The following is a 25092-nucleotide window of genomic DNA, read 5'->3' as shown; positions in this document are numbered from 1 at the left end:
TCGTGAGGAGAAGTCATGTACGTGTCAAACCACCGATCGATCAGAGGGCTGCTGACCGGGTTGGGGGGATTCGTGCTGGCCGCCGCCGGCCTCCCGACTCTGGCGACAGGGTCCGCCACGGCACACGCGGCTCCCGCCGTCAACGGCATGCCTCGCCCTGACCATGTGGTGATCGCGGTCTTCGAAAACACCTCGGCCGGCTCGATCTACGGCAACCCGAGTGCGCCTTACATGAATCTACTGGCCGGCAGCGGAGCGAAGTTCACGAACTCGTTCGCGATCGAGCATCCCAGCGAGCCAAACTACCTCGACCTCTTCTCCGGATCCAACCAGGGCATCACTGATGACTCATGCCCGAACACATTCAGCACGGACAACGAAGCCTCGCAGCTCATCGCTGCCGGGCTGACCTTCACCGGTTATGCGGAGGACCTGCCGTCGGCCGGGGCGACGGACTGCACATCCGGTAGCTACGCCCGCAAGCACAACCCATGGTCGAACTTCACCAACATCCCAGTCCAGGACAACCAGCCGTTCAGCAGCTTCCCCACGGACTTCACCCAACTGCCGACCGTCTCGTGGGTCGTGCCCAACCTCTGCGACGACATGCATGACTGCCCGATCGCTACCGGGGACACTTGGTTGCAAGACAACCTCGATACTTATGTGCAGTGGGCGAACAGCCACAACAGCGTTCTGATCACGACGTTCGATGAGGACGACTCGTCGGGCGACAACGCCATCGCCACGTTCATCAACGGTCAGCCGGTAAAGAACGGTTCCTACAACGAGCGCATCAATCACTTCAGCATCCTACGAACTATCGAAGATATGTACGACTTGCCACACATCGGCGATGCCGCCAACGCGACGCCCATCACCGACGTCTGGAACACCGCATCCCTACCGCCAGGGCCGCAACCGATCGTGAAACGCCTGGCCGGCCATGACCGCTACGCGACCGGCATCGCCGTCTCCCAGCGGCAGTGGTCTGATTTCACCGATACTGCCCCGGGCGCTAAGAAGGCACAGGCAGTGGTCCTGGCCCGCGGCGACGAATTCGCCGACGCGCTCGCCGGGGTCCCTCTGGCCGCCTCCGTGAACGGCCCGCTGCTGCTGACCCCCACGGCAGCGCTCGACCCACGCGCGGATGCCGAGATTCACCGTGTCATCGGACCGGGCTCGCCCGCCAAAACCGTCTATATCCTCGGCGGAACCAGCGCCGTGTCGCCGGCCGTCGAACATGGTCTGCGTACTGAGGGCTACAAAGTAGCTCGCCTGGCCGGCCCGGATCGCTACGCAACCGCGCGCGTCATCGCCGTCCAAGGCCTCGGCAGCCCGGCGAATGTCATCGTCGCCACCGGCCAGGATTTCCCCGATGCTCTAGCCGCCGGGCCATACGCGGCAGGACCCTTCAGCAACAACGGCCAGCCCGCCGCGATTGTCCTGTCCCATGGCCGCACCCTGGACCCTGAAACCGCCTCATACATCGCGTCGAAACTCGTCGGCTCGACCGCCGTAAACCCGCATGTCACCGTAGTAGGCGGACAAGCCAAGGCAGCCGTCACGGCCATGGCTCCGCCAAGCACATTCAGCGCATTCGCCGGCTCCGACCGGTACGCGACCGCCGCGCAGGTCGCCGGCAACTTCCCGTTGCCGGTACAAGCCGGAATCGCCACCGGAGAACAATTTCCCGACGCGCTGACCGGCGGAGCATTGATGGCCTCCGCAAGCGGCCCGATCCTCCTCACCCAACCCGCAAAACTCTCGTCGGCTGACAGCGCACAACTCGCCGCGTACCGGCCAGCGCTCAGCGAAGTCGATGTCTTCGGCGGCCCGGAGGCTCTTGTCGACAACGTGCTTGCCGAAGCGGCGGCCGCGATCGGCGGAACCGTTAAATAGAGGTCAGGGACTGTAAATTAGATAGACAGACCCGGTTTATCGGCACCCAGCCGGATGGCCAGCAGTATTCTTCGCAGAAGAGAGCGCCGGTGGTCTGCAGGGCCCGCAGCATCGAAGCTCTCGATAAGGCTTTCCTCGTGGCTGGTGCTCAACATGCCCACACGCTACCGGTCTCGCGGCCTGCAGTCTGGGTTCCACCGTGCAGGCAAGCGTCGGTGCGGGCCCAAACGGATCGTCGACCTGAAGGTGCGAAGACGCGACCGACTCGGCGGCTCCTCCACGAGTACGAGCATGCTGCTTGACCTGCGTGTATGAGATAATCGGCACCCGCACCGTCAAGGCGTGCACACCGACATTCTGCGAGAGCTTATGCCCCGGAGTGGATATGTGCCGCCCAGGCGGTCGGTAGGCTGGGGAGATCGGCACGCAGGCGCCGGGTGGCGTGATGGAGGGCCTGGGCCGCGGCCGACGTGTCCGGCGGTCGGGTGCCGTCGGCGGTGAGGTGGCGGTAGACGTCCGTGGCGACCCGGGTTGCCGCGTGGTCGCTGACGGGCCATAGGGTGCCGATCACGCTGCGGTACCCGGCGAGTTGGAAGGCCGAGGTGATGTGCAGGCTCTCATCGAGGAGCCGCAGGCTCGCGGCGGTGGTGGAGCAGGCGGACAGGTAGGCCAGCTCGGCTCCGGCGAGGTGCTGCCGGGAGACGGCTTCGACGGTGAGCGGATCTGTTGCGTGGTCGTGGAGCAGGAGCTTGCCGAGCCCCGGGTTGTCCCAGTCGCTCAGACTGTGGCAGGCGAAGTGGGTGATTTGGCGTCCTTGGAGCGACTCGGCGACACTCTGGTGGGTGGCCTCGGGCCCGGTCAGGACTCTGGCTCCGGGCAGCAGGCTGGCAACCAGCGCCGCCTCCTCCTCGATGCGGTGCAGGGCGGAGGCGCTGTGCGTGTCGGGCGTGTCGGGCATGGTGACGATGAGATATTTGCCGGCATTGTCGGGGCGTGGACGCACCTGTCGCGAGTACGCCAGGGCTCGGATGGTCGGCGTGTAGGAGGAGATGATCCGGTCCATGACGGTCTGGCCGACCTCGTTGTGGTGGCCTGCCGCATGCAGCGGCAGTAGGGCGAGCGTTCCCACCGGGGACCACCAAAGACGCGGCCACCGTCCCTCTCGGTGCGCGCTGGTGTGCCCGAGCGCGGTTAGCACCGGTTCGGCGATGGTGTCCCAGAGCCATGCCAGAGTGTCGAGCAGATCGCGCTGGGCCGGAGGGCGCCTGCGCAGATCCGGGTCCTCGGTGGCGGTCTGGCGGGCGGTGTACAGCCGTACTGCAGTGTCGAACGCGGTGTCGCTGGTGAGGCCGGGAAGCGGCACCTGCAGTACCGGCCGTAGCGGGTCGCGCGTCACGATAAGCGCGTCACCTCGGTTCCAGGCGGCGCTGACCATGACGATTGGGCCGTCCTGTGCCTGGGTGTACAGCTCCTCGAGGGAAGGGGCGATCATGAAGTCCGCAAGGCCCGGGCGGCTCCTGATACGTGCGAGCAGCGCCGATCCGTCGTCGGTCTCGTGCTGCGGCCCTCTCGCCAGGTCGGGATGGGGCACTGCGAATTCGGGGGCGAGGAGCAGCGGGACCTCGGCATCGGTGGCGTGGGCGCGCTGCGACTCGAAGTCCTCGACCAGCTCGGGGGCATGCTGCTGAAGGCGGCGAATGTTCACTCGCGCGTCCATGGCCTCGCTCAGCAACTGGCCGCGCGCCTGTTCCAAGAACTGGACTCCTCGGCCAGGGGCATCGACCGCCGCAGCGCTCGCGGCCGCGGCGGCGGCGATTCCTGCGGTCTCGCCGAGCCGGTGTTCACGGTCGTTCCTGCGCAGTCCACCGGGCGCCACTAGCGGTATGAGCTCCATGACGCCTTCCATCGCCGCAACGCACGCATTGAGATCGCCCGCGAGGGTCTCGGCGTGCGCGCGTTCCAGCCCGGCCTCGATCCGATCCAGGGGCGGGGAAGCCGACCGGAACGCTTTGACGAGCACTGCTCGTGCCTCTGCGAGAGGCTGGGATTGCCCCGTCTCTTCGTGCAGCATGCGCAGGGCACGAGCCAGTACGGTGGAGGCACGGGCGTTATCGGGTGCCTGGTCGGTCAGGGCAGTCAACCCCGATCTCGCGGCGGCGACGGCCTCCTCAAGCAGTCCCAGATCGCGTTCGTGGTCGTAAAGAAGCAGGAGGGCTCGGCAGCGGTTGGTACGCAACATGCCGCGGCTGGGGTCGTTGACGAGGGCTGAATCGTCCGCCTGCCTGAGGGCGGCTACCGCCTCGGTGAGGGTGTCGAGGCTTTCGTCCTCTCCGTATCGGCCGACGAGAACCGCCCCCAAGTGTGACAGCACGATCGCACGCATGGTTTCGCCCGCGGCGGCGAGCGCGGCCCTGGCGGATTGTTCGGCTTCGGTGAGTAGGTCCACGGAGCCGGTACGCAGGTAGAGCACGGCGAGTGCCTGAGCTAGGTTCGACTGACAGTATGCGTACACGGAGGCAGCCGGACCGACGCTTGCTGCGGCCCGGCCTGCGGCGACGGCCTGCTGGAGAGCTTCGAGCTCCTGGGTTCTACGGTAGACGCACAGCAGGACGATGACGAGGTTGGACTGGCATCGCGCCAGGTCCAAGCTCTGCTGGTCGGTAGCAGCCACGGCGCGTCGAGCGTGGTCGAGAGCGTCGGCGGCCGACTGCCGGTCTCCGGTGCGCAGGTAGCTGTAGGCGAGGATGATCGCGAGGTTCGACTGGTAGCGGGGGTAGTCGGGCTGGTCGGGCCGGGCCTCTGCGAGGCTGGCCCGGCTGGCTTCCTCCGCTTGCCTCAGCGTCTCGGGATCCCCGGTCCTGGAGTAGGCGGTGAGCAGGAGTGTGCCCAGGTTGGTCAAGCGGGTGGCGTACTCCGCATGGCGAGCGCTGGCGGGGGTCGCGGCGGCGCGGCCCGTTTCCATGGCCTCGTCCAGCAGTTCGCTCTCGCCGGTTCTGAGGTAAGTGGTGGCGAGAATGACCGCATGGTTGGACAGGATGCGTGCTCTGTTGGGCGCATCCGGCGGGTACGCGATCACCGAGGCGCGGCTCGCGGCCACTGCCTCGGCGAGTACTTCCGTCTCCCCTGTGTGGAGGTAGCAGGCGAGCAACGTCGTGGCGACGTTGCTCAGGTGGCCGGCGCTCTCAGCATTTACGGTCTCGCCAGCGGATACGGAGGATGCAACCTCTCGGGCTGCCGCGACCGCCTCGTCTAGAAGATCTGAGTCGGACGTCCGGTGGAACAGGGTCGCGGCCGCAGAGGCGAGGTTTTCTAACCGCAAGGCACGGTCGGAGCTGTCATGCGCAGTCGCGGCCACCGCGGCCCGGCAAGCGTCGACGCCTTCGGCGAGCGCTCCGAGGTCGGCCGAGCATTCGAACTCGGAGCAGAGGGCGGCGCCCAGATTCGACAGGTACGTGGGATCGTCCGGGGTCGTCAGCAGGGCCTCGCGCTCAAACGCGATTGCCTGCGTCAGGGACGCGGCATCCCCGGTCTGTTCGTATCGGAGGTGAAGCGTGACGCTGAGCCCATTCAGGCATATGCCCCGGTCCTCGTCACTCAGCCCCGGTAAGGCCGCGGCCTCCCGCAGGATGGCGTCCATCTGTGCCAAGGCATCCAGATCGGCGGTCGTGTCGAACAGAAGGTGCCAGGCCTCGGCCAGATCGGTCCAGTGGGTGAGCACGCCGGGGGCGCTGGTTACTGCGGCCCGGCCTGCTTGCACGGCCTCCTGTAGGTGCTCGACCCGTCCAGTCCGTTCGTACAGAGTAGCCAGTGCACTGCATAGCTGGGACTGGCGGACTGCGTGGTTCTGATCGTCGGCTGCAGTCGCCGCCACCACGGCCCGCCAGGCGTCGGCTGCCTCGGTCAGCATGTCTGGACTGCCGGTGTGTCCGGCCAACATGACCAGCCGTCTGGCGCTGTCGACCAGGTACGTCGCACCGGTGAGACCCGAAGCACGGCCCGCATGCAGGCTCTCGGCGAGAACGTCCACGTCCGCAGTCACCTTGTAGTGCTCTTCCAGAGCGTCTCCGAGGAGGTCCCAGTACGCCTGCACCTCGGGTATGCCTTCGGGCGCATTCGCGATCGCTTCCTTGATGGCCGTGATGGCCTGACCCAGGGCGTTTGTGTCGTTGTTCTCGCGGTAGAGCGTCCACAAGCACACGCCGAGGGAGAACTGGCAAACGTGGGCGAGCTGCCAGTCGGAGGGCAGGCTGTCGAGGGTGGCGCGCGTGACCGATACTGACTCTTCGAGCATCGCCACGTCGTGGTTCTGCCCGCCCAGGCCCCGCAACGCGTGGCCGAGAGAGATCATCCCGAGCGTGTGCCTAGGGTCATCGTCAGGCATGGCGGCCACCCGTGCCCGGGCGGTGGCGATTACTTCCTCGAAGGTTTCACGGCCACCGCTCACCAGCGCTGACCTCAGCGTCGCTCCTTCCAGCGTGATGACAATATCCGAGTGCTCGGGGTGGCCTTCGGGGACCAGCGCCACGGCGATCCTGAGTGCGTGCAGCGCCTCGACGAGGTCCTGCTCGTCGAGACTGAGATTGCTTCGGTGTAGCAGCGCAACGCCGAGGTAATGCTGGAAAAGGCCATGGTCGCAACTGTCGGCAGGGGTGGCCGCGAGGCCGGCGCGTGCCGCGCGCACGGCCCTGGCACTGTCGAACTTGCCGGATTCCGCGACCTGTTCGCCGATCTGCGCGAGCTCCTGAAACATCGCACCAATGTCGGTGGCCTCGCGGTGACTACCCAGGCGGGCCATCCGTCGGAACACAGGCATCACCCCGACCATCCGTGGTCTGAGACCAGTCGGCTCTTCAGGTCATCGTTCCCTGTGACTACAGTAGTGCCCATCGCGCCGCCTCCGGGGAAGGATTTGCGCCGATACCACGGAAACGAGGTCGGGTGTTGGGAGCTGTGGATCAGCGCCTTGAGCGGCTCTGCGTGGCGCTGGGCGACGGCGGGGCCCGGGAACTGGCCGCCGAATTCGGTGCTTCCGAGGTCCTGGAGCGCGTGCTCGGTGTGGTGGCGGGCCCGAACTGGGATCCCGATGTCGTGACGGCCGATCTGGACGAGCTGGACCGGGTCTTCCGGGATCACGGGTTCGACGGCGGGCTGACCGAGGGGTTCCGGTCGTTCCGTTCGCTGCCTGACACTGGGCCGCACGGGTTCGTCGAGGTCTGGATGTGCCCGGCGGCGCGGTGCAGTCGCGTCGACGTGGCCGGGGGCGAGAACCCGTCACCGATGTGCGCGATACTCCAAGGCCCGTGCACGCTGCGCAAGCTGGCGAAGTGACGAACTTCCTGAGCGAACTTAGCGGCCGGCTCGCCGATCGGTGGATCTCCGTCCTGGTCATGCCGGGCCTGCTGTTCGTCACCGCGATCGCGGCGGCGCTGCGTCTTGGACAGCCTGATGCGGTCAGCGTCACCGCTCTCTCCCGCGCGGCCGACGCTGCGTCGCAAAGTTCCGAGGCACACAGCGGCGGTGGGCTTGCCCTCATCGCCGCCGGCGTCTTGGCGGCCAGTGCCGCGGCCGGGCTGGCGGGCACATTGGCCGGTCACGGTGTCGAGAGGTTCTGGGTGACGCCCGGGCTTCGCCGGCCCGCCGGTCTTCTGGTCGCCTGGCGCCGCCGCCGCTGGACCCGGGCGGAATCACGGGAGGCGGCCGGTATCCGCAAGGCGGCTCTGAGCATCTATCCGCCCACCGGGCGGCAGGGGCCCGGCACCGCGGCCCGGCCTTCCACCCCGGCCGTGCCGAAGCTGCCTGCCTACGCTGATTCCGCCATTGCGCGGCGCGAACGGATCGGACTAGTCCGACCGGAACGTCCGACCTGGATCGGTGACCGGCTGCTGCTCACGGAACGGCGCATCGGCACAGCATACGAACTGGACCTGGCCAGCGCCTGGCCAGCGCTGTGGCTCGTCGTTCCGGACTCCGCGCGCCAAGAGGTCGGCACAGCGCAGGATGCCTACTCCACCGCGGCCCGGCTGACCGGCTGGGGACTTCTCTACGTGATCGTGGGCGCGTGGTGGTGGCCGGCTGCGGTCATCGGCCTGGCCACGTCGGTGACCGGCTGGCTCCGCGGACGGCAGGCGGCCGACGTCCTCGCACAGCTGATTGAGGCGGTGGTGGACCTCTACAGCGCAGCGCTGGCCAAGCAGCTCGGAGTTGCTGACACCGACCGTCTTGATGCTTCGTTGGGCGCTGCCATAACTACTCAGCTGCGCAAACGCCCCTGATCACCGCCGGGTGCGCGCAAGGGTCTCCAGCCGGTCGACGCGGCCGCCCGATCCCGTCGTCGAGCAGCGCGAGCATATCGAGCGGGGTGGCGTCGATGTGCATGTGCTGGCCCGGGCGGGCGACTGGGCTCACCGTGTAGAGGCGGGGCCCTGTGGCTTGGTGGCAAGGACAGGCGGGTGCCGACAGCACCGAAGGCATGCCGGCCGCACTCGAGACCGGCCATTAACCGATTGGGCGGTTGCCATCTTGAAGTAGCTGGTCAGGCCGCTGGCGTGGCAGGGTTGGTAGGTGCTCGTGCTGGTTGGCTGCGACTGTCTTGGGTCTAGATCATCTGTCATCGATCGGCTTCGACGTTGGTCAGGACGAGCAGGGCGCGCAGCAGGTTGGTGGCGCGGGCGGGGTTGGTGCGGAGTTTGGTGAGGATGCGCCAGTTTTTGAGGTGGGCGAAGCCGTGCTCGACGGGTGCGCGTCCGGCGGCCAGGATCTTGTTGGCGGTTTTCTGACCGGTCGTGAGTTTGCGGTAGCGGGTGGCCTTGTAGCCGGTGATGATGACCAGGTCGTCGGGGTCGGCTGGCTTGTCCACGCCGAGGAAGCCGAGGTCTGCCAGGGCGCCGAGGCCGGCGGCTTTCAGGTGGTCGACGATGTGGTCGTGGCGGGCGGCGGTGGCGTCGTGGGTGCGGCCGGGTCTGGCGGCGGAGATCCAGGCCAGGCGGCCGTTCTCGTCGGTGAGGGCGAGGAAGTGCAGGCCGTGGCGGTGGTGCTTACCGGAGTAGTTGTGCCTGTTGGCCTGGCCGGTGCGGCGGCGGGTGGGGATCAAGGTGCCGTCGATCAGGACGACCTCCCCGCCGCGTCGGGCGATCTTCTTCAGGGCGCGGTCCAGGCGCGGCGCCTTGGCCGCGAGCAGGTCGACGACCTCGTTGGTCCAGCGCCGGATCGTCGTGTCGGACACGTCGTTGCCGCTGGCCAGGTCGGCGGCGTGCTGGTCGTGGCGCAGCACCGCGAGCACCAGCACCGCGGTCTGGCCCGCGGACCGGGATCGCCAGCGTGATCCGATCGCCTTCAGATGCTTGCGCAGCAGGTCGGCGACGTAGGTGACGGTGCTCGTGGACAGCGGAAGGCGGCACTGGTAGACCAGGTCGAGTGTTATCTTGGGTTGTCAAGCCTTCCTGCTGGTGAGGGTGTTGCAGGAGCTTTAGGCAAGTAAGGCAAGTTGTGAGCCGCTTCCCGCCAGCGGTGCGCGTCTCAGCCGTTGAAGATCGCGGCGAAGCCCTGGCGGCCGCAGGATCGCCCGGCGGCGGGGGTTGTCCTGGGCCGCCGGGCGTCGGGACCTACTCGCCGTTCACGAAGGGCCGGAGCTTCCGGTCGATGAAGCTGGCGGGGCGCCAGCCGAAGACGTAGCGCTCCATCACGAACCGATCAAAGTGTCCGTAGCCAGCCATAGTCGCCGCAAGGTAGGGGTCCAGGTGGGGCTGGACGATAGCGGTGGTCCCGTCGGTGCCGACGGGCAGCATCCACTTCAGCTTGCCGAGCCGGCCTTCTTTGAGTTCCAGACGCTTAGCGACCTCGGCATGGTAGGTCTTCACCAGGTCAGCTGACCTGTCTCAGTGGACCTGGCCAGTTCTCATCCAAGCTGGCCGAAGAGTCAGTCTCGTCTCACTGAAGTTGGCCAACGCTCCCTTCGGGTGAGACTGCTGCCAGGGCTGAGGGGCGACCGAGACATGGCTGGCCGCCTGCACGAGTGAGGCGTCTAGGGCGTGTTTTAGAACCCTGCTGCGCTGAACGCGCCATGCCGGGATGATCTCGGTGTGGCGCGTGGGGACTTGAATAATGCGCAGTGGGCGGCGCTGGAGCCGTTGTTGCCGGTGGCGGCCTCGGGGCGGCCCGCGCTGTGCCAGCGCAGGCTGATCGATGGGGTGCGGAATCGAGTCCGCACTGGTCTGCCGTGGCGTGACCTGCCAGAAGAGTACGGGCCTTGGCAGACGGTCTACGGTCTGTTCCGGCGTTGGCAGCGCGAGGGTGTGTGGGCGATGCTGCTCACACAGCTGCAGGCCAGGGCTGATGCTGCCGAGCGGATCATTTGGGATGTGTCGGTGGACTCCACGATCTGCCGGGCTCACCAGCATGCGGCCGGTGCCCGCAGGGACGGAGCGGCGCAGAAGGAGCCGCCTGGCGGGGTGCAGGCCGAGCCCGCCGATCACGGTCTGGGGCGGTCTCGGGGCGGGCTGACCAGCAAGATTCACCTCGCATGTGAACACGGTCAGCGGCTGCTCGCGCTGGTGGTCACCGCTGGGCAGCGCGGGGACTCCCCGCAGTTCGTGCCGGTCCTGGAGGCGATCCGGGTGCCGCGCATCGGAGCCGGCAGGCCGCGGTGCCGTCCGGACCGGGTGCGCGCGGACAAGGCGTACTGCTCGAAGGCCAACCGGGCCTACCTGCGCAAGCGCGGGATCCGGGCCACCATCCCGGAGCGCCGCGACCAGATCGCCGGACGCAAACGACGCGGCAGCGCAGGTGGCCGCCCGCCGGTGTTCGACAAGGATGACTACAAGCTGCGCCACGCCGTGGAGTGCGGGATCAACCGGCTCAAGCGGTACCGCGCCGTGGCCACCAGATATGACAAACTCGCCGTCCGGTTCACCGCCACCGTGACCATTGCCGCGCTGGCCGAGTGGCTGTGATCCCCGATCGGCGCCTGCCATGCTGGTGCCCGCACACCGCCTGAACCGGAAGGACCCCGATGCCCGGCTATATTGCCGACGCCGAGAACGGCGACAGCACCGCGAGCCCCTCCGAGGACGGGCTGTTCATGATGTTTCAGAAGCTGAACCACACCGACAACACCTTCGTCGTAGTTCAGAACGACGGCGAAGAACAGGACTGGTTCGCCTCGGTATCGCTGCTGGACGACGGCGGCTACGAGGTCGAGCTGCGAGATGCCCGCTACCGCGAGCACGAGCTCACCGTTCAGCACGACCTCGGCCGCATCGCCCGAGACGTCACGATCTGGCTCACTGCCCGCTACAGCGCCACACCTCCACGCGACTTCTAAAACACGCCCTAGTGCTGCGCCTGGTCAGGGAGAACCCAAGCTGCGGTTATCGCCGCGTGTATGGCGAGCTGGCTACTCTGGGCATAAAGGTCGCGGTCTCGACCGTCTGGGAGATTCTCAAGGACGAGGGCATCAAAGGCGGCGCCCGAGCGCACCGTCACGACCTAGGCCGCGTTCCTGCGCAGCCAGGCTGACGCGCTGCTGGCGTGCGACTTCATCGAGACCGTCACGCTGAACGGGCAGCGCCAGTGCATCCTGGCTGTTATCGGGCACGCCACGCGGCGGGTCCGTGTGCTGGGCACCACGGCCCATCCCACTGCTGCGTGGGTCGCGCAAGCGGCGCGGAACCTGGTCATGGATCTGGAAGAAGCCGGAGCCGCGGTCAAGTACCTGATCCGGAACCGGGATGCGAAGTTCCCGCCGCTGTTCGACGAGATCCTTGCGCAGGCCTGGATTCAGGTCGTGCTCAGTGGCATCCGGGTGCCGCGGATGAACTCGGTCATGGCGCGGTGGGTGCAGACCTGCCGCCGCGAGCTGCTGGACCGCACCTTGATCTGGAACCAGCGTCACCTGCTGCACGCCCTGCACGAGTACGAGACCTACAACCACTATTGGGCTCGCCAAGCGATGGAGCAGGCCGCGCCGCTACGTGCAGTGCCCGCACCAATCGCCGACCCACAGCGCATCACCGGCCTTGATATCCGTCGACACGACCGACTCGGTGGCATCATCCACGAGTACCAACACGTGGCCTGACCTGTCTGGACGACATTATCGGCAGGCGCACTGTTCGGACAGGTACGCCCGAAGCTCCAGATCCGTCCTGTTGCGACCGTGTGACGAAACTCTTGACACCTCCCGCCTTTGCGCGCCATCGTGCTTGCAATCGATTGTTACTGCAATCGATTGTGACGTCGGATCCGCCCATGCCCGGGGCTCTGACCCCTGGGGATCAGCTCTCTCATTTCTCTGGCACGAGGAGTTCGGCCATGGATAGACGCAATCGTTTTCTGAGTCCGGCGGCGCTGCTGGCCGCCGTGGTCGTGGTCGCGGGCGTCGGCGCGTGCGCGAAGTCGACCGGTTCGTCCACAGGCCGTGGCGCGGCCGCTGGCAAGACCAGCGGGCCGCTGGTCATCGGCGCCTCGCTGTCGCTGACCGGGGACTTCGCCGACAGCGGGAAGGCGGTGCAGAGGGGCTACCAGCTGTGGGCCGACACGGTCAACAAGAGCGGCGGCATCCTCGGCCGCCAGGTCACCATCAAGGTCGTCGACGACGCCTCCAGCACCGACCAGGTCGTCACCAACTACCAGAACCTCATCAACCGCGACCATGCGGACCTGGTCTTCGGTCCCTTCTCCAGCCTGCTGACGGTCCCCGCCTCGCAGGTCGCGAAGCGCTACGGCTACGCGTTCATCGAGCCGGCTGGCGGCGGTCCCGCCGTGTTCGACCAGAAGCTCGGCAATCTGTTCTTCGTCCAGCCGGCGCCGGTCGTGCAGTCCGGAGAGGTCTTCGCGGACTGGATCCTGTCCCTGCCCGCCGATCAGCGGCCCAAAACCGCCGCGTACGCGGAGCTCGACGACCCGTTCTCGGCGCCGATCGCCGAGGACATCCGGGCGCGCTTCGAGGCGGCCGGGATCCGGACGGTGTACAAGCAGGTGTACGCCGCCGAGACCTTGGACCTCGGGCCGGTCATGGCCAAGGTCGCCGCCGCGAACCCGGACGTCGTGGTCAGCGGGACCCAGAGCTCGGACGCGTACAGCCAGGTCAAGTCCATGGTGCAGCTGAAGTTCTCGCCGAAGTTCCTGTTCATGTCCAACGGCGCGAACTCGCCGGTGGAGTTCCCGGACAAGGTCGGCGCCGGGAATGTCGCCGGGGTCTTCTCCGCCGGTGACTGGTATCCCGCGACGAAGGCCCCGGGCAGTGCCGAGTTCGCGTCGGCCTACCTGGCCAAGTACGGCGGCACCATCGACCAGATCGACAACTCCACCGCCGAGGCGTACGCCGCCGGGCAGCTGGTCGAGGACGTCGCCAAGCAGGCCGGCAAGATCGACAACGCCACCGTCATCAGCACTCTGCACTCCGGAAGCTGGCCCACCGTCCTCGGCACGCTCAGCTGGGACGCCGTAGGCCGGCCGCAGGGCGCCTTCACGCTGGTCGAGTGGGAGAACGGCAAGCTCACCCCGGTCTACCCGGCGGACCGTGCGCAGGCCGCGCCGGTCTTCCCGAAGCCGAACTGGGGCGGCTGAGCATGCACGCACTGATCCAAGGGATCATCTTCGGTGTCCTCACCGGCGGGGTCCTGGCGCTGATGGCCTCCGGCCAGACCCTGATCTTCGGGGTCATGAAAGTCGTCAACCTCGCCCAGGGCGCGATGGTGATCCTGGCCGCGTACCTGTCCTACACCCTGTTCACCAAATTCGGGATCGACCCGTTCCTGGCCATCCCGATCACCACCGCCGCGATGTTCGTGATCGGCGTCGCGGTCCAGGCGGTGTTCCTGAGACCACTGCGCCGTGAGGACTCGGCACAGCTCAGCCTGCTGGTGACGTTCGCCGTCGCGCTGCTGATCGAGGGCGTGATGAGCGTCGTCTGGAAGACCGACCTCCGCGCCATCAACACTTCTTACGCCAACAAGAGCTGGACGCTGTTCGGGTATCAGGTGACGCTGGTCGGCCTGGCCGCGTTCACGCTGTCGATCGTGCTCCTGGCCGTGCTCTACGCGATCCTGCGCTTCACCGGCTTCGGCCGCGCGGTGCGGGCCACGGTCCAGAACCCGGCCAGCGCGCGGCTGCTCGGCGTGGACACCCAGCGGGTGTCGGCGTTCGGCTTCGGCCTGGGCGCGGCGACGGCCGGCGCGGCGGGCGCCGTGTACGGACTCCTGTTCCCCTTCAACGCGGGAAGCCACTACGACCTCATCAGCAAGCTGCTGTCAGTCGTGGTCCTCGGCGGCATGGGCAGCATCGGCGGTGCGGTGTTGGCCGCGATCATCATCTCCACGTCCTCGGCGGTCGTCGCCTCGACGATCAACCCGACCTGGGCGGAGTTCACGTTCTTCATCATCCTGCTCGCGGTCCTGCTGGTCCGTCCGCAGGGCATGTTCGGGGCCACGGAAAGGGGGTCGCTGTGACGCGCCGGACAAGTCTGAGTGCCGTGCGGGGCGGGGGATTCACCGTCATCGCCGTGAGTCTTCCGCTGTTCGGGCTGGACCACTGGGTCCTCAACCTGCTGTTCTTCACGCTCATGTACGCGGCGCTGGCCAGCTCGTGGAACCTGGTCGGAGGCTTCGCCGGCTATCCGTCGCTGGGGCACGCGGCGTTCTTCGGCGTCGGCGCCTACAGCGTGGCACTGCTGTTCCAGCACCGGCAGGTGACCAGCGGATACGAGCCCTTCTACTGGCTTCCGCTCGTCGGTCTGCTGGCCGCCGCGATCGGCATCCCCGTCGCGTTCATCGCGATGCGCACCCGCTCGGACGTCTTCGCGATCGTGACGATCACCCTGCTGTTCGTCGCGCAGACCCTGGCGACGAACCTCCGGTCCTGGACCGGAGGGTCACAGGGCAAGTCGCTGCCGGTCCCCCCGTTCGGGTTGGACCACTTCGAATGGCCCTTCTACTACGCGATGCTGGTCCTGCTGCTCGTCGCGATGCTGCTCACGTTCGGCGCGACGCGCAGCAAGGTCGGCCTGTCCCTGCAGGCGGTCGCCGCCGACGAGGACAAGGCGCGCGGGATCGGCGTCCGCGTCACCGGCATCAAGGTCGTGGCGTTCGCAGTGAGCGTCGGCCTCGCGGCGATGGCCGGCGGAGTGTGGGCCTACTACCAGGGCTTCATCTATCCGCGCTACGCTTTCGACCCGCTGCTGACCATCGGCATGGTCCTGATGGTCTTCCTCGGGGGCCGCGCGACCCTGTGGGGCCCGGTCCTCGGCGCCCTGATCCTGGTCCCGGCGCAGCAGTATCTGGCGTACCAGCTCGGCGGCAACCAGTTCTACCTGATCGCCTACGCGGGCGTGTTCCTTTTGATCATGCTCTTGATGCCGCGCGGCATCGTCCCGACGGTCGCCGACCGGCTCCGCGTCTCCCGTCTGGCCCGCGACGGGGCGGCCGGCGGCGCCGGGCCCGCCGCCGCGCTGAAGCTGTCCGAAAAGGTCCGGGGGGTGGCCATATGAGTGCCCTGTTGGAAGTCGAGGCGGCGACCAAGGTCTTCGGCGGGGTCCGCGCCCTCGACGGTTGCGCGATCGAGGTCGCCGAGGGCGGCGTCACCGGCTTGATCGGGCCGAACGGCAGCGGCAAGACCACGCTGTTCAATCTGGTCACCGGGTACCTCAAGCCGGACGGCGGCCGGTTCCGGTTCGCCGGGCAGGACGTCACGCACGCCGACGCGGGCAAGCTGTATCGCAAGGGCCTGACCCGTACGTTCCAGCAGGCGCGGGTCTTCCCGCACCTGACGGTCGTCGAGAACATGGTGGTCGCCGGCGGATACTCCTGGCGGCAGCTGTTGACCGCACGGGTCGCCAAGGCGGACCGGGCACGGGCCTGCGAGCTCCTGGCGGAGTTCCGGCTCTCGCACGTCGCCGACCTGCTGGCCTCGGAGCTCTCCTACGGCCAGCGCAAACTCCTGGAGTTCGCGGCGGTCCTGATGAGCTCGCCCCGGCTGGTCCTGCTGGACGAGCCGACCGCGGGCGTCAACCCGGTGCTGATCGAGACCATGGAGCGGCACATCCGGGACCGGAACGCCGCCGGAGTCACCTTCCTCGTCGTCGAGCACGACATGGGCTTCGTCATGCGGCTCTGCGACCCGGTGATCGTGCTGGACCGGGGCGCCCGGATCTTCACCGGCTCGCCGGCCGACGCCCAACGGGACCCGCGCGTGGTCGACGCGTACCTGGGAGACTGAGATGAGTGCGACGACGGAGATCGTCACCGAACCGATCCTCGAACTGTCCGGCGTGGTCGCCGGCTACGGTGCGGGCGATATCCTCAAGGGCGTCGACCTCACGATCGCGGCCGGGACCGTCACCTGCCTGATCGGCCCGAACGGGGCCGGGAAGTCCACCGTGCTGAAGGCCGTCAGCGGCCTGATCAAACCGCGCCTGGGCAGCATCCGGCACGAGGGCCGGGAGATCGGCGCCCTGAGCCCGAAGGCGCGGCTGCTGCTCGGCATCGCCCAGGTGCCGCAGGAGCGCAGCCTGTTCCCGGCGATGAGTGTCGCCGACAACCTCCTCATGGGCGGGCACCTGGTCAAGGACAAGAAGCTGGTCCGCGAGCGGATCGACGCCGCGATGGAGATGTTCCCGATCTGCGCCCGCCGGCGCCACGAGCACGCCGGATCGCTGTCCGGCGGCGAGCAGAAGCAGGTCGAGCTCGCGCGCACCCTGGTTCTGGACCCGAAGATCGTGCTGCTGGACGAGCCGTCGATCGGCCTGGACCCGGGCTCGCGCAGGCTCGTCTTCGAAAGCGTCACCCGCCTTGCCGCGACCGGCCGCACGGTACTGCTCGTGGAGCAGAACGCCCGCTCCGGCCTCGCCGTGTCGGACTTCGGCGCCGTTCTGGAAGCCGGAACGGTACGCCTCACCGGAACCGGCTCCGGCCTGCTCCAGGATCCGGAGGTGGCCCGGTTGTATCTCGGCGCGACGCCCCGGCCGGTGGTACCGGACGCCGGGGACGCGCGCCATCCGGCGGCGGGGCCGCGATCCGGAAGGCCGCCACGGCGTGACCACCAGCTCTGAAACCAAAATGAAAGCCGACACAGCACCGCAAGCAGCCCTCCCGGCTGACGCAGCACTCCAGAAAGAAGGTGTCGCCTTGGGCGAGAACCCGACCCTCGGCTGGATCGGAACCGGCCGCATGGGCCACGCGATGGCCGCCCGGCTGGTCGCCGCCGGCCATGACGTCCACGTGTGGAACCGCACCCGGGCCAAGGCCGAGGACCTGGGCGCGGTCGTCGTCGACGCCGTGTCCGACCTGGCCGGCCGCGATGTGGTCTGCACCATGGTCAGCGCCGACGCCGACCTGGACCAGGTCCTGCTCGGCCCCGACGGCCTGCTGCGCCAGGAACGGGCGCCCCGCGTCATCGTGGATTCGAGCACCGTCTCGCAGGAGACCTCGGCCCGGATCCGCGCCGCGGCCGCCGAGCGCGGCACCGCCTTCCTGGCCGCGCCGGTCAGCGGCAACGCCAAGGTCATCAAGGCCGGCCTGCTCTCGATCGCGGTGTCCGGGCCCGCCGACGCCTACGACGAGGTCCGGCCGCTGCTGCTCGACATCGGGCAGACGGTGACATACGTCGGCCATGGGGAGGAGGCCCGCCTGGTGAAGCTCGCCCACAACGTCTTCCTCGGCGTCGTCACCCAGTCGCTGGCCGAGGTGGTCGTCCTGGCCGAGAAGGGCGGCGTCTCCCGTGCGGCGCTCCTGGGCTTTCTCAACGCCTCGGTCATGGGATCCGTCTTCAGCGGCTACAAGACGCCCGCCTTCGTGAACCTCGACCTCACGCCGACGTTCACGACGACCCTGCTGCGAAAGGATTTCGACCTCGGCCTGTCCGCGGCGAAGCAGTCGCACATGCCGATGCCGCTCGCCGCTTTGACCCGGCAGCTGGTCGAGGCGGCCGTCGCCCGCGGCCACGGCGAGCAGGACTTCGCCGCGCTGCTCGTCGAGCAGGCCCACAACTCAGGCCTGGAGCTTGTGCCGGAGGACGTTGAGGTCGGGGACGGGCTCGCGGCGCGCGCCGCGGACTGAGCGCGGCGTGAGGCGGCTTCTGGGCGCCGCCCAGAAGCCGCGGTTCACCGAGGCGGCGCCGTCGACCCCCGCACCACCAAGCTCACCGGCAGCACGATGGTCTTCGCGATCGGTGCCTGCCCGGCCATCCGGTCCAACAGGAGTGCCGCGCCCTCCTCGCCGAGCTCCCGGTTGGGCAGCCGCACCGTCGTCAGCGGGGGCGAGAACTTGTCGACGAAGGGCATGTCGTTGAAGCCGATGACGCTGACGTCGTCCGGGCAGCCGATGCCGAACTCCCGGAGGACGTCGTAGCAGCCGGCCGCGATCATGTCGTTGCCCGCCACCACCGCCGTGGCCGCGAGGCCGGCGGCGCACAGCCGGGCCATGGCCTCGGACCCGGCTTCCTCGCTCCAGGAGGCGCACTCCACGATCTCCTCGGGCAGCGGGGTGAATCCGTGTTCGAGCATGCTTTGCCGGAACGCGGCCAGCCGCACCACGCCGGTCGACGTCCGCTGCGGGCCGGCCAAGTAGGCGATCCGGGTGTGGCCGAGTCCCGCCAGATGCGCGACGGCCTGCCGCACGCCGCTGGCCTCGTCACCGGTCACGGCGAGCGTGGAATGCTCCAGCGACACCCGGTTGACCAGTACGAACGGCACCTGGTCGGTCAGCATCCGGTCGATCAGCGGGCTGTCTCGCTGGGCTGTCGCGATCACCAGGCCGTCGACTTGGCGGCCCCGCAACGCGGTGTAGAGCGAGGACTCCCGCTCGACGGAGTTGTCGGTGTCGGCGAGCAGCAGCGCGTAGTCCTGCTCGGAAAGCACCCGCTCGACTCCGCGCACCATCGAGGAGAACAGCGGGTTCGACACGTCGGGGATGAACATGCCGACCGTGTGCGTCTTGTTCGTCCGCAGGCTCCGGGCGATCGGGTTGGGTTCGTAGCCGAGCGCCGCTGCGGCCCGCAGCACCCGCTTGACCGTGTCCGAGTTCACCATGGATCGCGTCCGCGGATTCAGCGCGCGCGACGCGGTCCCGGAATGGACGCCGGCCCGCTGGGCGACGTCCCGCAGCGTGGGCGGCTTGGGGACCGGCCCCGGTTGGGTCATGGCGGCGTCCGTCCTGCGCGGAGGATGTGGAGATGATCGGCGGCGCCATTTTAGCAACCGATTGTGGCGGCGGGCCGGCGAAGCCGCAGACTTCCGAGCGGCATTTCCGCGACCTGGTGCGAGGAGCGGGTCAGGAGCGGGCCGCCGGCCATTGACACCGCCGATCCCCGCTCACTACCGTGGCGGCCATATCGGCAACAAACGATTGCAGTCCTCGTGATCTCGTTCGGGCGGCTCTGCCCGGCATCACGTTCCGCAACCCGGTCCCCGCTCCCCGGGGCAAACGATTGCTTTCCCTCCGCTCGAAGGAGCCAGGCCATGACCGCTCAGCCCTCCCGCGCAGGGGCGATCCGATGACTGCGCGCACGACTCCGCAGCCGACCGTCGCGCCGCCGAGCGCCGCCCCCCTGCCCGCCCCCGGACACTCCGCGGTCGACTTCGAGCAGCGCGTCGACTTCGGCCGGCTGCGCGACTACCGTCTGGCCCGCGCTCGGGCCGCTCTGGAGTCGAGCGAGTGTGGCGCGTTCCTCCTGTTCGACTTCTACAACATCCGCTACACCACCCAGACCTGGATCGGTGGCGCCCTCGGCGACAAGATGACGCGCTACGCGCTGCTCGCCCGCGGCGGCGAGCCGGTGCTGTGGGACTTCGGGTCGGCGGCGCGGCACCACCGCCTGTACTCGCCGTGGCTGGAGCCGGACAACTGCCGGGCCGGGATGCTCGGCCTGCGGGGAGCCATCCCGCCGAGTGCTGGGCTGATGGAGTCCGCGGTACGCGAGATCAGGGGCCTGCTGGAGGACTCCGGCTTGGCCGGCGCGCCGGTCGGCGTCGACATCGTCGAGCCGGCATTCCTGTTCGAGATGCAGCGGCAGGGCCTGCGCGTGGTCGACGCCCAGCAGCTCATGCTGGATGCCCGGCAGATCAAGTCCTCCGACGAGATCGCCCTGCTCAACCAGGCCGCCGCGATGGTCGACGGGGTCTACCAGGACGTGGTCGAGGTCCTCAAGCCGGGGATCCGGGAGAACGACGTCGTCGCGCTGGTCAACAAGCGGCTCTACGAGATGGGTTCGGACCAGGTCGAGGCGGTCAACGCGGTGTCCGGCGAGCGCTGCAACCCGCACCCGCACAACTTCACCGACCGGCTGATCCGGCCCGGGGACCAGGCGTTCTTCGACATCATCCACTCCTTCAACGGCTACCGGACCTGCTACTACCGCACGTTCGCGGTGGGCAGCGCGACGGCGAGCCAGCGTGCTGCGTACGCCAGGGCGCGGGAGTGGATGGACGCGGCGATCGCCCAGGTGATGCCCGGGGTCGGGACCGACGAGATCGCGCTGTCCTGGCCCGCCGCCACGGAGTTCGGGTTCGGGGACGAGATGGCCGCCTTCGGGCTCCAGTTCGGGCACGGGCTGGGCCTGGGGCTGCACGAGCGGCCCATCATCTCCCGGCTCAACAGCTTGACCGAGCCGGTCGAACTCCAGGCCGGGATGGTCTTCGCGCTGGAGACCTACTGCCCGGCCAGCGACGGTTTCTCCGCCGCGCGGATTGAGGAAGAAGTCGTCCTCACGCCGGAGGGCGCCAGGGTCCTGACGCTCTTCCCGGCGCAGGACCTGGTCGTGGCCAACGCGTACTGAGAGGTGTTCGGATGCTGATGAAGGATGTGCCGACGGATCTCTACGTCGGCGGGACCTGGGGGTCGGCCTCGGACGGCGGGCGCTTCGACGTGCTCGACCCGGCCACCGGCGATGTCGTGGCGAGCGTGGCCGACGGCACCGTGGCCGACGCGGCGCGTGCGGTGGACGCGGCGTCGGCCGCCGGCAAGGCCTGGGCGGCGACCGCGCCGCGGGAGCGTGCCGAGACTTTGCGGCGTGCGTTCGGCCTGATGGTCGAGCGCCGCGATGAGCTGGCCAACCTGATCTCCCTGGAGAATGGCAAAGCCCTGAGCGACGCGCGTGGGGAAGTCGCCTACGCCGCCGAATTCTTCCGCTGGTACGCCGAGGAAGCGGTGCGCGCGCAGGGCTCGGTGGCGACCGCGCCGTCGGGGACCAACAAGATCATGGTTCTGCGGCAGCCGGTGGGCGTCTGCGTCCTGGTCACGCCGTGGAACTTCCCGGCCGCGATGGCGACCCGGAAGATCGGCCCGGCGTTGGCCGCCGGCTGCACCGTGGTGCTGAAGCCGGCCAGCGACACGCCGCTCACGGCGCTGGCCGTCGCGGCGATCCTGGAGCAGGCGGGAGTTCCGGCCGGCGTGGTGAACGTGCTGCCCGCGCGGCGCTCCGGGGCCGTGGTCTCGGCTATGCTGCACGATCCGCGGGTCCGGAAAGTGTCCTTCACCGGCTCGACCGAGGTGGGCCGGGTGCTGCTGCGCGAGGCGGCGGACCGGGTGGTGAACGCGTCGATGGAGCTCGGCGGCAACGCGCCCTTCCTGGTGTTCGCCGACGCCGACCTGGACGCCGCCGTCGAGGGTGCGATGGTCGCCAAGATGCGCAACGCGGGCGAGGCGTGCACGGCCGCGAACCGCTTCTATGTCGAGGCGCCGGTGGCCGAGGAGTTCGGGCGGCGGCTGGCCGAGCGGATGGCCGCGCTGGTCGTCGGACCCGGCACCGCGCCGGACACCCAGGTCGGGCCGCTGGTCAACGAAGCGGCCGTGGCGAAGGTGGACGAGTTGGTGACCGGTGTGGTCGCCGCTGGGGCGCGGGTGCTGACCGGCGGGAAGAGGCCGGACAGACCGGGTTTCTATTACGAGCCCACGGTCGTGTGCGATGTGCCGTCGAACGCCGCGATCCTCGATGAGGAGATCTTCGGGCCCGTGGCCCCGATCGTCTCCTTCACCAGCCAGGACGAGGCGATCGCCGCCGCGAACGCCACGGAGTACGGCCTGGTTTGTTACGTCTACACCACTGATCTGGCCCGCGGCCTGCGGGTCGCCGAGGCGCTGGAGTATGGCATGGTCGGCCTGAACCGCGGTCTGGTGAGCGACCCCGCAGCGCCTTTCGGCGGGGTCAAGCAGTCCGGTCTGGGTCGGGAAGGCGGCCACGAAGGGCTGCTCGACTACCTGGAGGACAAGTACATCGCGGTGGACTGGTGAGTGCGGTGGTCGAGACATCTTCCCGGGTGCCCGGTGGCCTGCCGGGACTGACCCGGCTGGACCACATCGGCTTCACGGTGCCCGACCTTCAGCAGGCCCGCGATTTCCTGGTCGACGTGCTGGGCTGCGAGTACATGTACAGCCTCGGACCCTTCCAGGACGCCGACGGCCCGTGGATGAGCGAGCATTTGAACGTCCATCCGCGTGCGGTGATGCGGCAGCTGCACTTCTTTCGCTGCGGGGGCCAGGCGGTGTTCGAGGTCTTCCAGTACGAGGCGTCGGACCAGATTCCTCGACAGGCGAAGAACAGCGATATCGGCGGGCACCACGTGGCACTCTACGTCGAGGATCTCGATAAAGCCGTCGACTACCTGCGTTCGCGGGGCGTCACCGTGCTCGGTGACCCGACGGTGAGCCGGGGTCCGAGCGCGGGCCAGCGCTGGGTCTACTTCCTGGCGCCCTGGGGCATGCAGTTCGAACTCGTCTCGTATCCGCACGGCAAGGCGTTCGACCGGGAGCGAGGCGACGCAGCGTGACCACTCACAAGTTCCTCAAGCCCGCGGTGGCCTGGGTCGAGATCAAGACGACCGACAAGGACTGGGACACGGCAGCGCCCGAACTCCTCAAGACGATGCTGGCCGAGCTGGTCCTGATCCGGGTCTTCGAGGAGTACGTGCTCGAACTCGCCTCCCTCGGGCTGGTCCACGGCCCGGCGCACTCCAGCATCGGCCAGGAGGGCGGCGCGGTCGGGTCCGCACTGCGGCTGACCACGGCCGACACCGTCAACGGCTCGCACCGTGGCCACCACCAGTTCCTGGCCAAGGCGCTCGGGCATCTCGCGCCCAAAGGGCTGGACCCGCTCGCCGGTATCGGCGCCGACATCAGGGAGCTGCTGCTGCGCACGCTGGCCGAGATCTGCGGACTGGACCGGGGCTTCAGTCACGGCCGCGGCGGCTCGATGCACCTGCAGTGGAAGGAAGCCGGCGCGATGGGCACCAACGCCATCGTCGGCGGCGGCGTGCCGCAGGCCGCGGGCTTCGCCTGGGCGCACCGGCAGGCCGGGACCGACGCGGTGTCGGTGACGTATTTCGGCGACGGCGCGATCAACATCGGCTCGACTCTGGAGACCTTCAATCTGGCTGCGGCCTGGAAGCTGCCGGTCTGCTTCTTCGTGGAGAACAACGGCTACGCGGTCTCGACCAGCGTCGGCGAGGCCACCGGCGAGCCCCGGCTGTCCGGGCGCGGTCCGGGCTTCGGCATCGCGAGCTGGAAGGTCGACGGGATGGATCCGCTGGCTGTCCACCTCGCGATGGGCGAGGCGGTCGAGCACATGCGGGCCGGACGCGGACCGACGCTCGTAGAGGCCGACGTGTACCGGTACTTCCATCAGAACGGCTCCTTCCCGGGCAGTGCTTTCGGCTATCGCAGCAAGGAAGAAGAGAAGGCCTGGCGGGCCCGGGATCCGATCGATCGGGTATCGGCCCACCTGGTGCGTCGGGAACTGCTGTCCGAGTCGCAGATCGCCGACTACGTCGCCGCGGCGAAGGCCCTGATGGCCGACATCGGCTCGATACTGCTGGAGCCGGTCCCGGAGGGGCGTCCGGGGGAGCGGCGGATCCGCGCCGCCGAGTGGCCGGACCCGGCGTTCGTGGACGTCGGCGTGCGCGGCGACCTGAGCGAGTTCGCCGGCGCGAGGTTCGCTGAGCAGGCCACGTTCGGGGGAGAGCTGGCCCCGCGCAAGCTGGTCGAGGCCGTGGCCGCCGTGCTGGACCACCGGATGGGCCAGGATGCCGGGATCGTCGTGATGGGCGAGGACGTGCACCGCCTCAACGGCGGTACGAACGGCGCGACGCGCGGACTGGCCGCGGCCCACCCCGGCCGCGTGCTGGGCACGCCGATCAGCGAGAACGCCTTCGCCGGACTGGCCGGCGGCATCGCGATCGACGGCCGCTTCACCCCGGTCGTGGAGTTCATGTACGCGGACTTCATGTGGGTCGCCGCCGACCAGCTCTTCAACCAGATCGGCAAGGCACGCCACATGTTCGGCGGCTCGGGCGCGGTCCCGTTGGTGCTGCGCAGCAAGGTCGCGATGGGGACCGGCTACGGATCGCAGCACTCGATGGACCCGGCCGGGATCATGGCGACCGCCGCGGGCTGGCGCATCGCTGCGCCGTCGACGGCGTTCGACTATGTGGGACTGATGAACAGTGCACTGCGGTGCCAGGATCCGGTGATCATTCTGGAGCATGTCGACCTGTACGGATCCATGGGCGAGGCGCCGGTGACCGATCTCGACTATTGCATTCCAGTGGGTGCCGCCGCCGTGCGGCGCCCCGGTGCGGCGGTGACGGTGCTGACCTACCTGGCGATGGTCGGCGCCACCCTGGAGGCGGTGACCGCGTCCGGGATCGACGCCGAGGTCATCGACCTGCGCTGGCTCGATCGGGCGAGCCTGGACTGGGGGACGATCGGGGAGAGCATCCGCAAGACCAACAGGGTTCTGATCGTCGAGCAGGGAGCGCTGGGGACCTCGTACGGCGGCTGGCTGGCCGACGAGATCCAGCGCCGCTACTTCGACTGGCTCGACGCGCCGGTGGAACGGGTGACCGGCGGCGAGGCCTCGCCGAGCATCAGCAAGGTCCTGGAGCGGGCGGCGATTGCCGGACCGGCGGACGTCACGCGCGTGCTGCGCGAGATCGCGGGGTTGTGATGGCGACTGTGTTCCGCATGCCGGAGCTGGCCGCGAACACGACCGAGGCGGTCCTCGGGGCGTGGCTGGTGGCGGAGAACGCGGCGTTCGCCGCGGGCGAGGCGCTGGTGACGGTCGAGACCGACAAGGCGAGCGTGGATCTGGAGGCCGAGGTCGACGGCGTGCTGTTGCGGGCCCTGGTGCCGGCCGGGACCGCGGTCGACGTCGGGACGCCGATCGCGGTGTTGGGGGTGGCGGGAGAGTCGGCGGACGGGCTGGATG

General features: G+C 68.5%; 21 protein-coding genes. 17 read left to right on the top strand and 4 right to left on the bottom strand.

Going from position 1 to position 25092, the window contains the following annotated elements:
- The first annotated feature begins 15 nt into the window (after positions 1 to 15).
- A complete protein-coding gene (locus GWK61_RS11465) occupies positions 16 to 1902 on the top strand; it encodes a cell wall-binding repeat-containing protein (RefSeq protein WP_194908236.1) in 1887 nt (628 codons plus the stop codon).
- 367 nt (positions 1903 to 2269) lie between these two features.
- On the opposite strand, the gene GWK61_RS11460 is transcribed toward GWK61_RS11465, so the two are convergent.
- A complete protein-coding gene (locus GWK61_RS11460) occupies positions 2270 to 6652 on the bottom strand; it encodes a CHAT domain-containing protein (protein ID WP_194908234.1) in 4383 nt (1460 codons plus the stop codon).
- 200 nt (positions 6653 to 6852) lie between these two features.
- On the opposite strand from GWK61_RS11460, the gene GWK61_RS11455 reads away from it, so the two are divergent.
- Both GWK61_RS11455 and GWK61_RS11450 read left to right on the top strand, forming a co-directional pair.
- Positions 6853 to 7230, top strand: a complete 378-nt coding sequence (locus tag GWK61_RS11455) for a hypothetical protein (protein ID WP_194908232.1) — start codon at positions 6853 to 6855, stop codon at positions 7228 to 7230.
- Positions 7227 to 8174, top strand: coding sequence for a hypothetical protein (locus tag GWK61_RS11450; protein WP_194908230.1), 948 nt, complete (start codon positions 7227 to 7229; stop codon positions 8172 to 8174). Before GWK61_RS11455 ends, GWK61_RS11450 begins: the two co-directional genes overlap by 4 nt.
- A gap of 335 nt (positions 8175 to 8509) precedes the next feature.
- On the opposite strand, the gene GWK61_RS56250 is transcribed toward GWK61_RS11450, so the two are convergent.
- A complete protein-coding gene (locus GWK61_RS56250) occupies positions 8510 to 9181 on the bottom strand; it encodes a transposase family protein (RefSeq protein WP_323747515.1) in 672 nt (223 codons plus the stop codon).
- Positions 9182 to 9503: 322 nt separating this feature from the next.
- A complete protein-coding gene (locus GWK61_RS11440; RefSeq protein ID WP_194908229.1) occupies positions 9504 to 9758 on the bottom strand; it encodes a hypothetical protein in 255 nt (84 codons plus the stop codon).
- A 222-nt stretch (positions 9759 to 9980) separates the two neighbouring features.
- Between GWK61_RS11440 and GWK61_RS11435 the strand changes: the two genes are divergently transcribed.
- The 9 genes from GWK61_RS11435 (at position 9981) to GWK61_RS11395 (ending at position 17951) form a co-directional block, all read left to right on the top strand.
- On the top strand, positions 9981 to 10850 hold the full coding sequence (locus GWK61_RS11435) for an IS5 family transposase (RefSeq protein ID WP_194908227.1): 870 nt from the start codon (positions 9981 to 9983) through the stop codon (positions 10848 to 10850).
- A gap of 59 nt (positions 10851 to 10909) precedes the next feature.
- On the top strand, positions 10910 to 11221 hold the full coding sequence (locus tag GWK61_RS11430; RefSeq protein ID WP_194908225.1) for a hypothetical protein: 312 nt from the start codon (positions 10910 to 10912) through the stop codon (positions 11219 to 11221).
- A gap of 291 nt (positions 11222 to 11512) precedes the next feature.
- Positions 11513 to 11977 (top strand): hypothetical protein, encoded by a 465-nt coding sequence (locus GWK61_RS61515; RefSeq protein ID WP_228562135.1) that lies wholly within the window; start codon positions 11513 to 11515, stop codon positions 11975 to 11977.
- 233 nt (positions 11978 to 12210) lie between these two features.
- Positions 12211 to 13467, top strand: coding sequence for an amino acid ABC transporter substrate-binding protein (locus GWK61_RS11420; RefSeq protein WP_194908223.1), 1257 nt, complete (start codon positions 12211 to 12213; stop codon positions 13465 to 13467).
- A gap of 2 nt (positions 13468 to 13469) precedes the next feature.
- On the top strand, positions 13470 to 14348 hold the full coding sequence (locus tag GWK61_RS11415; protein ID WP_194908221.1) for a branched-chain amino acid ABC transporter permease: 879 nt from the start codon (positions 13470 to 13472) through the stop codon (positions 14346 to 14348).
- Between the two features lie 53 nt (positions 14349 to 14401).
- The gene (locus GWK61_RS11410; protein WP_194908219.1) at positions 14402 to 15385 is read left to right on the top strand and encodes a branched-chain amino acid ABC transporter permease; all 984 of its coding nucleotides are present in this window, start codon (positions 14402 to 14404) and stop codon (positions 15383 to 15385) included.
- Entirely contained in the window at positions 15382 to 16113 is a 732-nt protein-coding gene (locus GWK61_RS11405) for an ABC transporter ATP-binding protein (protein ID WP_194908217.1), read from the top strand. Before GWK61_RS11410 ends, GWK61_RS11405 begins: the two co-directional genes overlap by 4 nt.
- Position 16114: 1 nt before the next feature.
- Positions 16115 to 16945, top strand: coding sequence for an ABC transporter ATP-binding protein (locus GWK61_RS11400; RefSeq protein ID WP_194908215.1), 831 nt, complete (start codon positions 16115 to 16117; stop codon positions 16943 to 16945).
- Between the two features lie 76 nt (positions 16946 to 17021).
- Entirely contained in the window at positions 17022 to 17951 is a 930-nt protein-coding gene (locus GWK61_RS11395) for an NAD(P)-dependent oxidoreductase (RefSeq protein WP_228562134.1), read from the top strand.
- Between the two features lie 44 nt (positions 17952 to 17995).
- Here the strand turns inward: GWK61_RS11395 and GWK61_RS11390 are convergent, their stop codons facing one another.
- The gene (locus GWK61_RS11390) at positions 17996 to 19033 is read right to left on the bottom strand and encodes a LacI family DNA-binding transcriptional regulator (protein WP_194908211.1); all 1038 of its coding nucleotides are present in this window, start codon (positions 19031 to 19033) and stop codon (positions 17996 to 17998) included.
- Between the two features lie 353 nt (positions 19034 to 19386).
- Between GWK61_RS11390 and GWK61_RS11385 the strand changes: the two genes are divergently transcribed.
- From GWK61_RS11385 to GWK61_RS11365, 5 genes are all read left to right on the top strand, one after another.
- Positions 19387 to 20667 (top strand): M24 family metallopeptidase, encoded by a 1281-nt coding sequence (locus GWK61_RS11385; protein ID WP_194908209.1) that lies wholly within the window; start codon positions 19387 to 19389, stop codon positions 20665 to 20667.
- Between the two features lie 11 nt (positions 20668 to 20678).
- A complete protein-coding gene (locus GWK61_RS11380; RefSeq protein WP_194908207.1) occupies positions 20679 to 22121 on the top strand; it encodes an NAD-dependent succinate-semialdehyde dehydrogenase in 1443 nt (480 codons plus the stop codon).
- 5 nt (positions 22122 to 22126) lie between these two features.
- Complete coding sequence (locus GWK61_RS11375; RefSeq protein ID WP_323747513.1) at positions 22127 to 22657, top strand: VOC family protein; 531 nt, start codon at positions 22127 to 22129, stop codon at positions 22655 to 22657.
- A complete protein-coding gene (locus GWK61_RS11370; RefSeq protein ID WP_194908205.1) occupies positions 22654 to 24831 on the top strand; it encodes an alpha-ketoacid dehydrogenase subunit alpha/beta in 2178 nt (725 codons plus the stop codon). Before GWK61_RS11375 ends, GWK61_RS11370 begins: the two co-directional genes overlap by 4 nt.
- Positions 24831 to 25092 (top strand): lipoyl domain-containing protein (locus GWK61_RS11365; RefSeq protein ID WP_194908204.1); only part of this gene is annotated, 262 nt, incomplete at its 3' end. The genes GWK61_RS11370 and GWK61_RS11365, both read left to right, overlap by 1 nt.

It is taken from the genome of Catenulispora rubra (assembly GCF_015356825.1).
Taxonomy (GTDB): Bacteria; Actinomycetota; Actinomycetes; order Streptomycetales; family Catenulisporaceae; genus Catenulispora; species Catenulispora rubra.
The sequence above is the reverse complement of the archived record's forward strand: the minus strand, read 5'-3'. Positions and strand labels throughout refer to the sequence as shown.

What these genes read in the sequence shown, in the direction of transcription:
- GWK61_RS11465 (WP_194908236.1), top strand. Translation starts at nt 16, where the DNA reads ATGTACGTGTCAAACCACCGATCGATCAGAGGGCTGCTGACCGGGTTG.
- GWK61_RS11405 (WP_194908217.1), top strand. Translation starts at nt 15,382, where the DNA reads ATGAGTGCCCTGTTGGAAGTCGAGGCGGCGACCAAGGTCTTCGGCGGG.
- GWK61_RS11400 (WP_194908215.1), top strand. Translation starts at nt 16,115, where the DNA reads ATGAGTGCGACGACGGAGATCGTCACCGAACCGATCCTCGAACTGTCC.
- GWK61_RS11385 (WP_194908209.1), top strand. Translation starts at nt 19,387, where the DNA reads ATGACTGCGCGCACGACTCCGCAGCCGACCGTCGCGCCGCCGAGCGCC.
- GWK61_RS11420 (WP_194908223.1), top strand. Translation starts at nt 12,211, where the DNA reads ATGGATAGACGCAATCGTTTTCTGAGTCCGGCGGCGCTGCTGGCCGCC.
- GWK61_RS11460 (WP_194908234.1), bottom strand. Translation starts at nt 6,652, where the DNA reads ATGTTTCAGGAGCTCGCGCAGATCGGCGAACAGGTCGCGGAATCCGGC.
- GWK61_RS11430 (WP_194908225.1), top strand. Translation starts at nt 10,910, where the DNA reads ATGCCCGGCTATATTGCCGACGCCGAGAACGGCGACAGCACCGCGAGC.
- GWK61_RS11380 (WP_194908207.1), top strand. Translation starts at nt 20,679, where the DNA reads ATGCTGATGAAGGATGTGCCGACGGATCTCTACGTCGGCGGGACCTGG.
- GWK61_RS11415 (WP_194908221.1), top strand. Translation starts at nt 13,470, where the DNA reads ATGCACGCACTGATCCAAGGGATCATCTTCGGTGTCCTCACCGGCGGG.
- GWK61_RS11390 (WP_194908211.1), bottom strand. Translation starts at nt 19,033, where the DNA reads ATGACCCAACCGGGGCCGGTCCCCAAGCCGCCCACGCTGCGGGACGTC.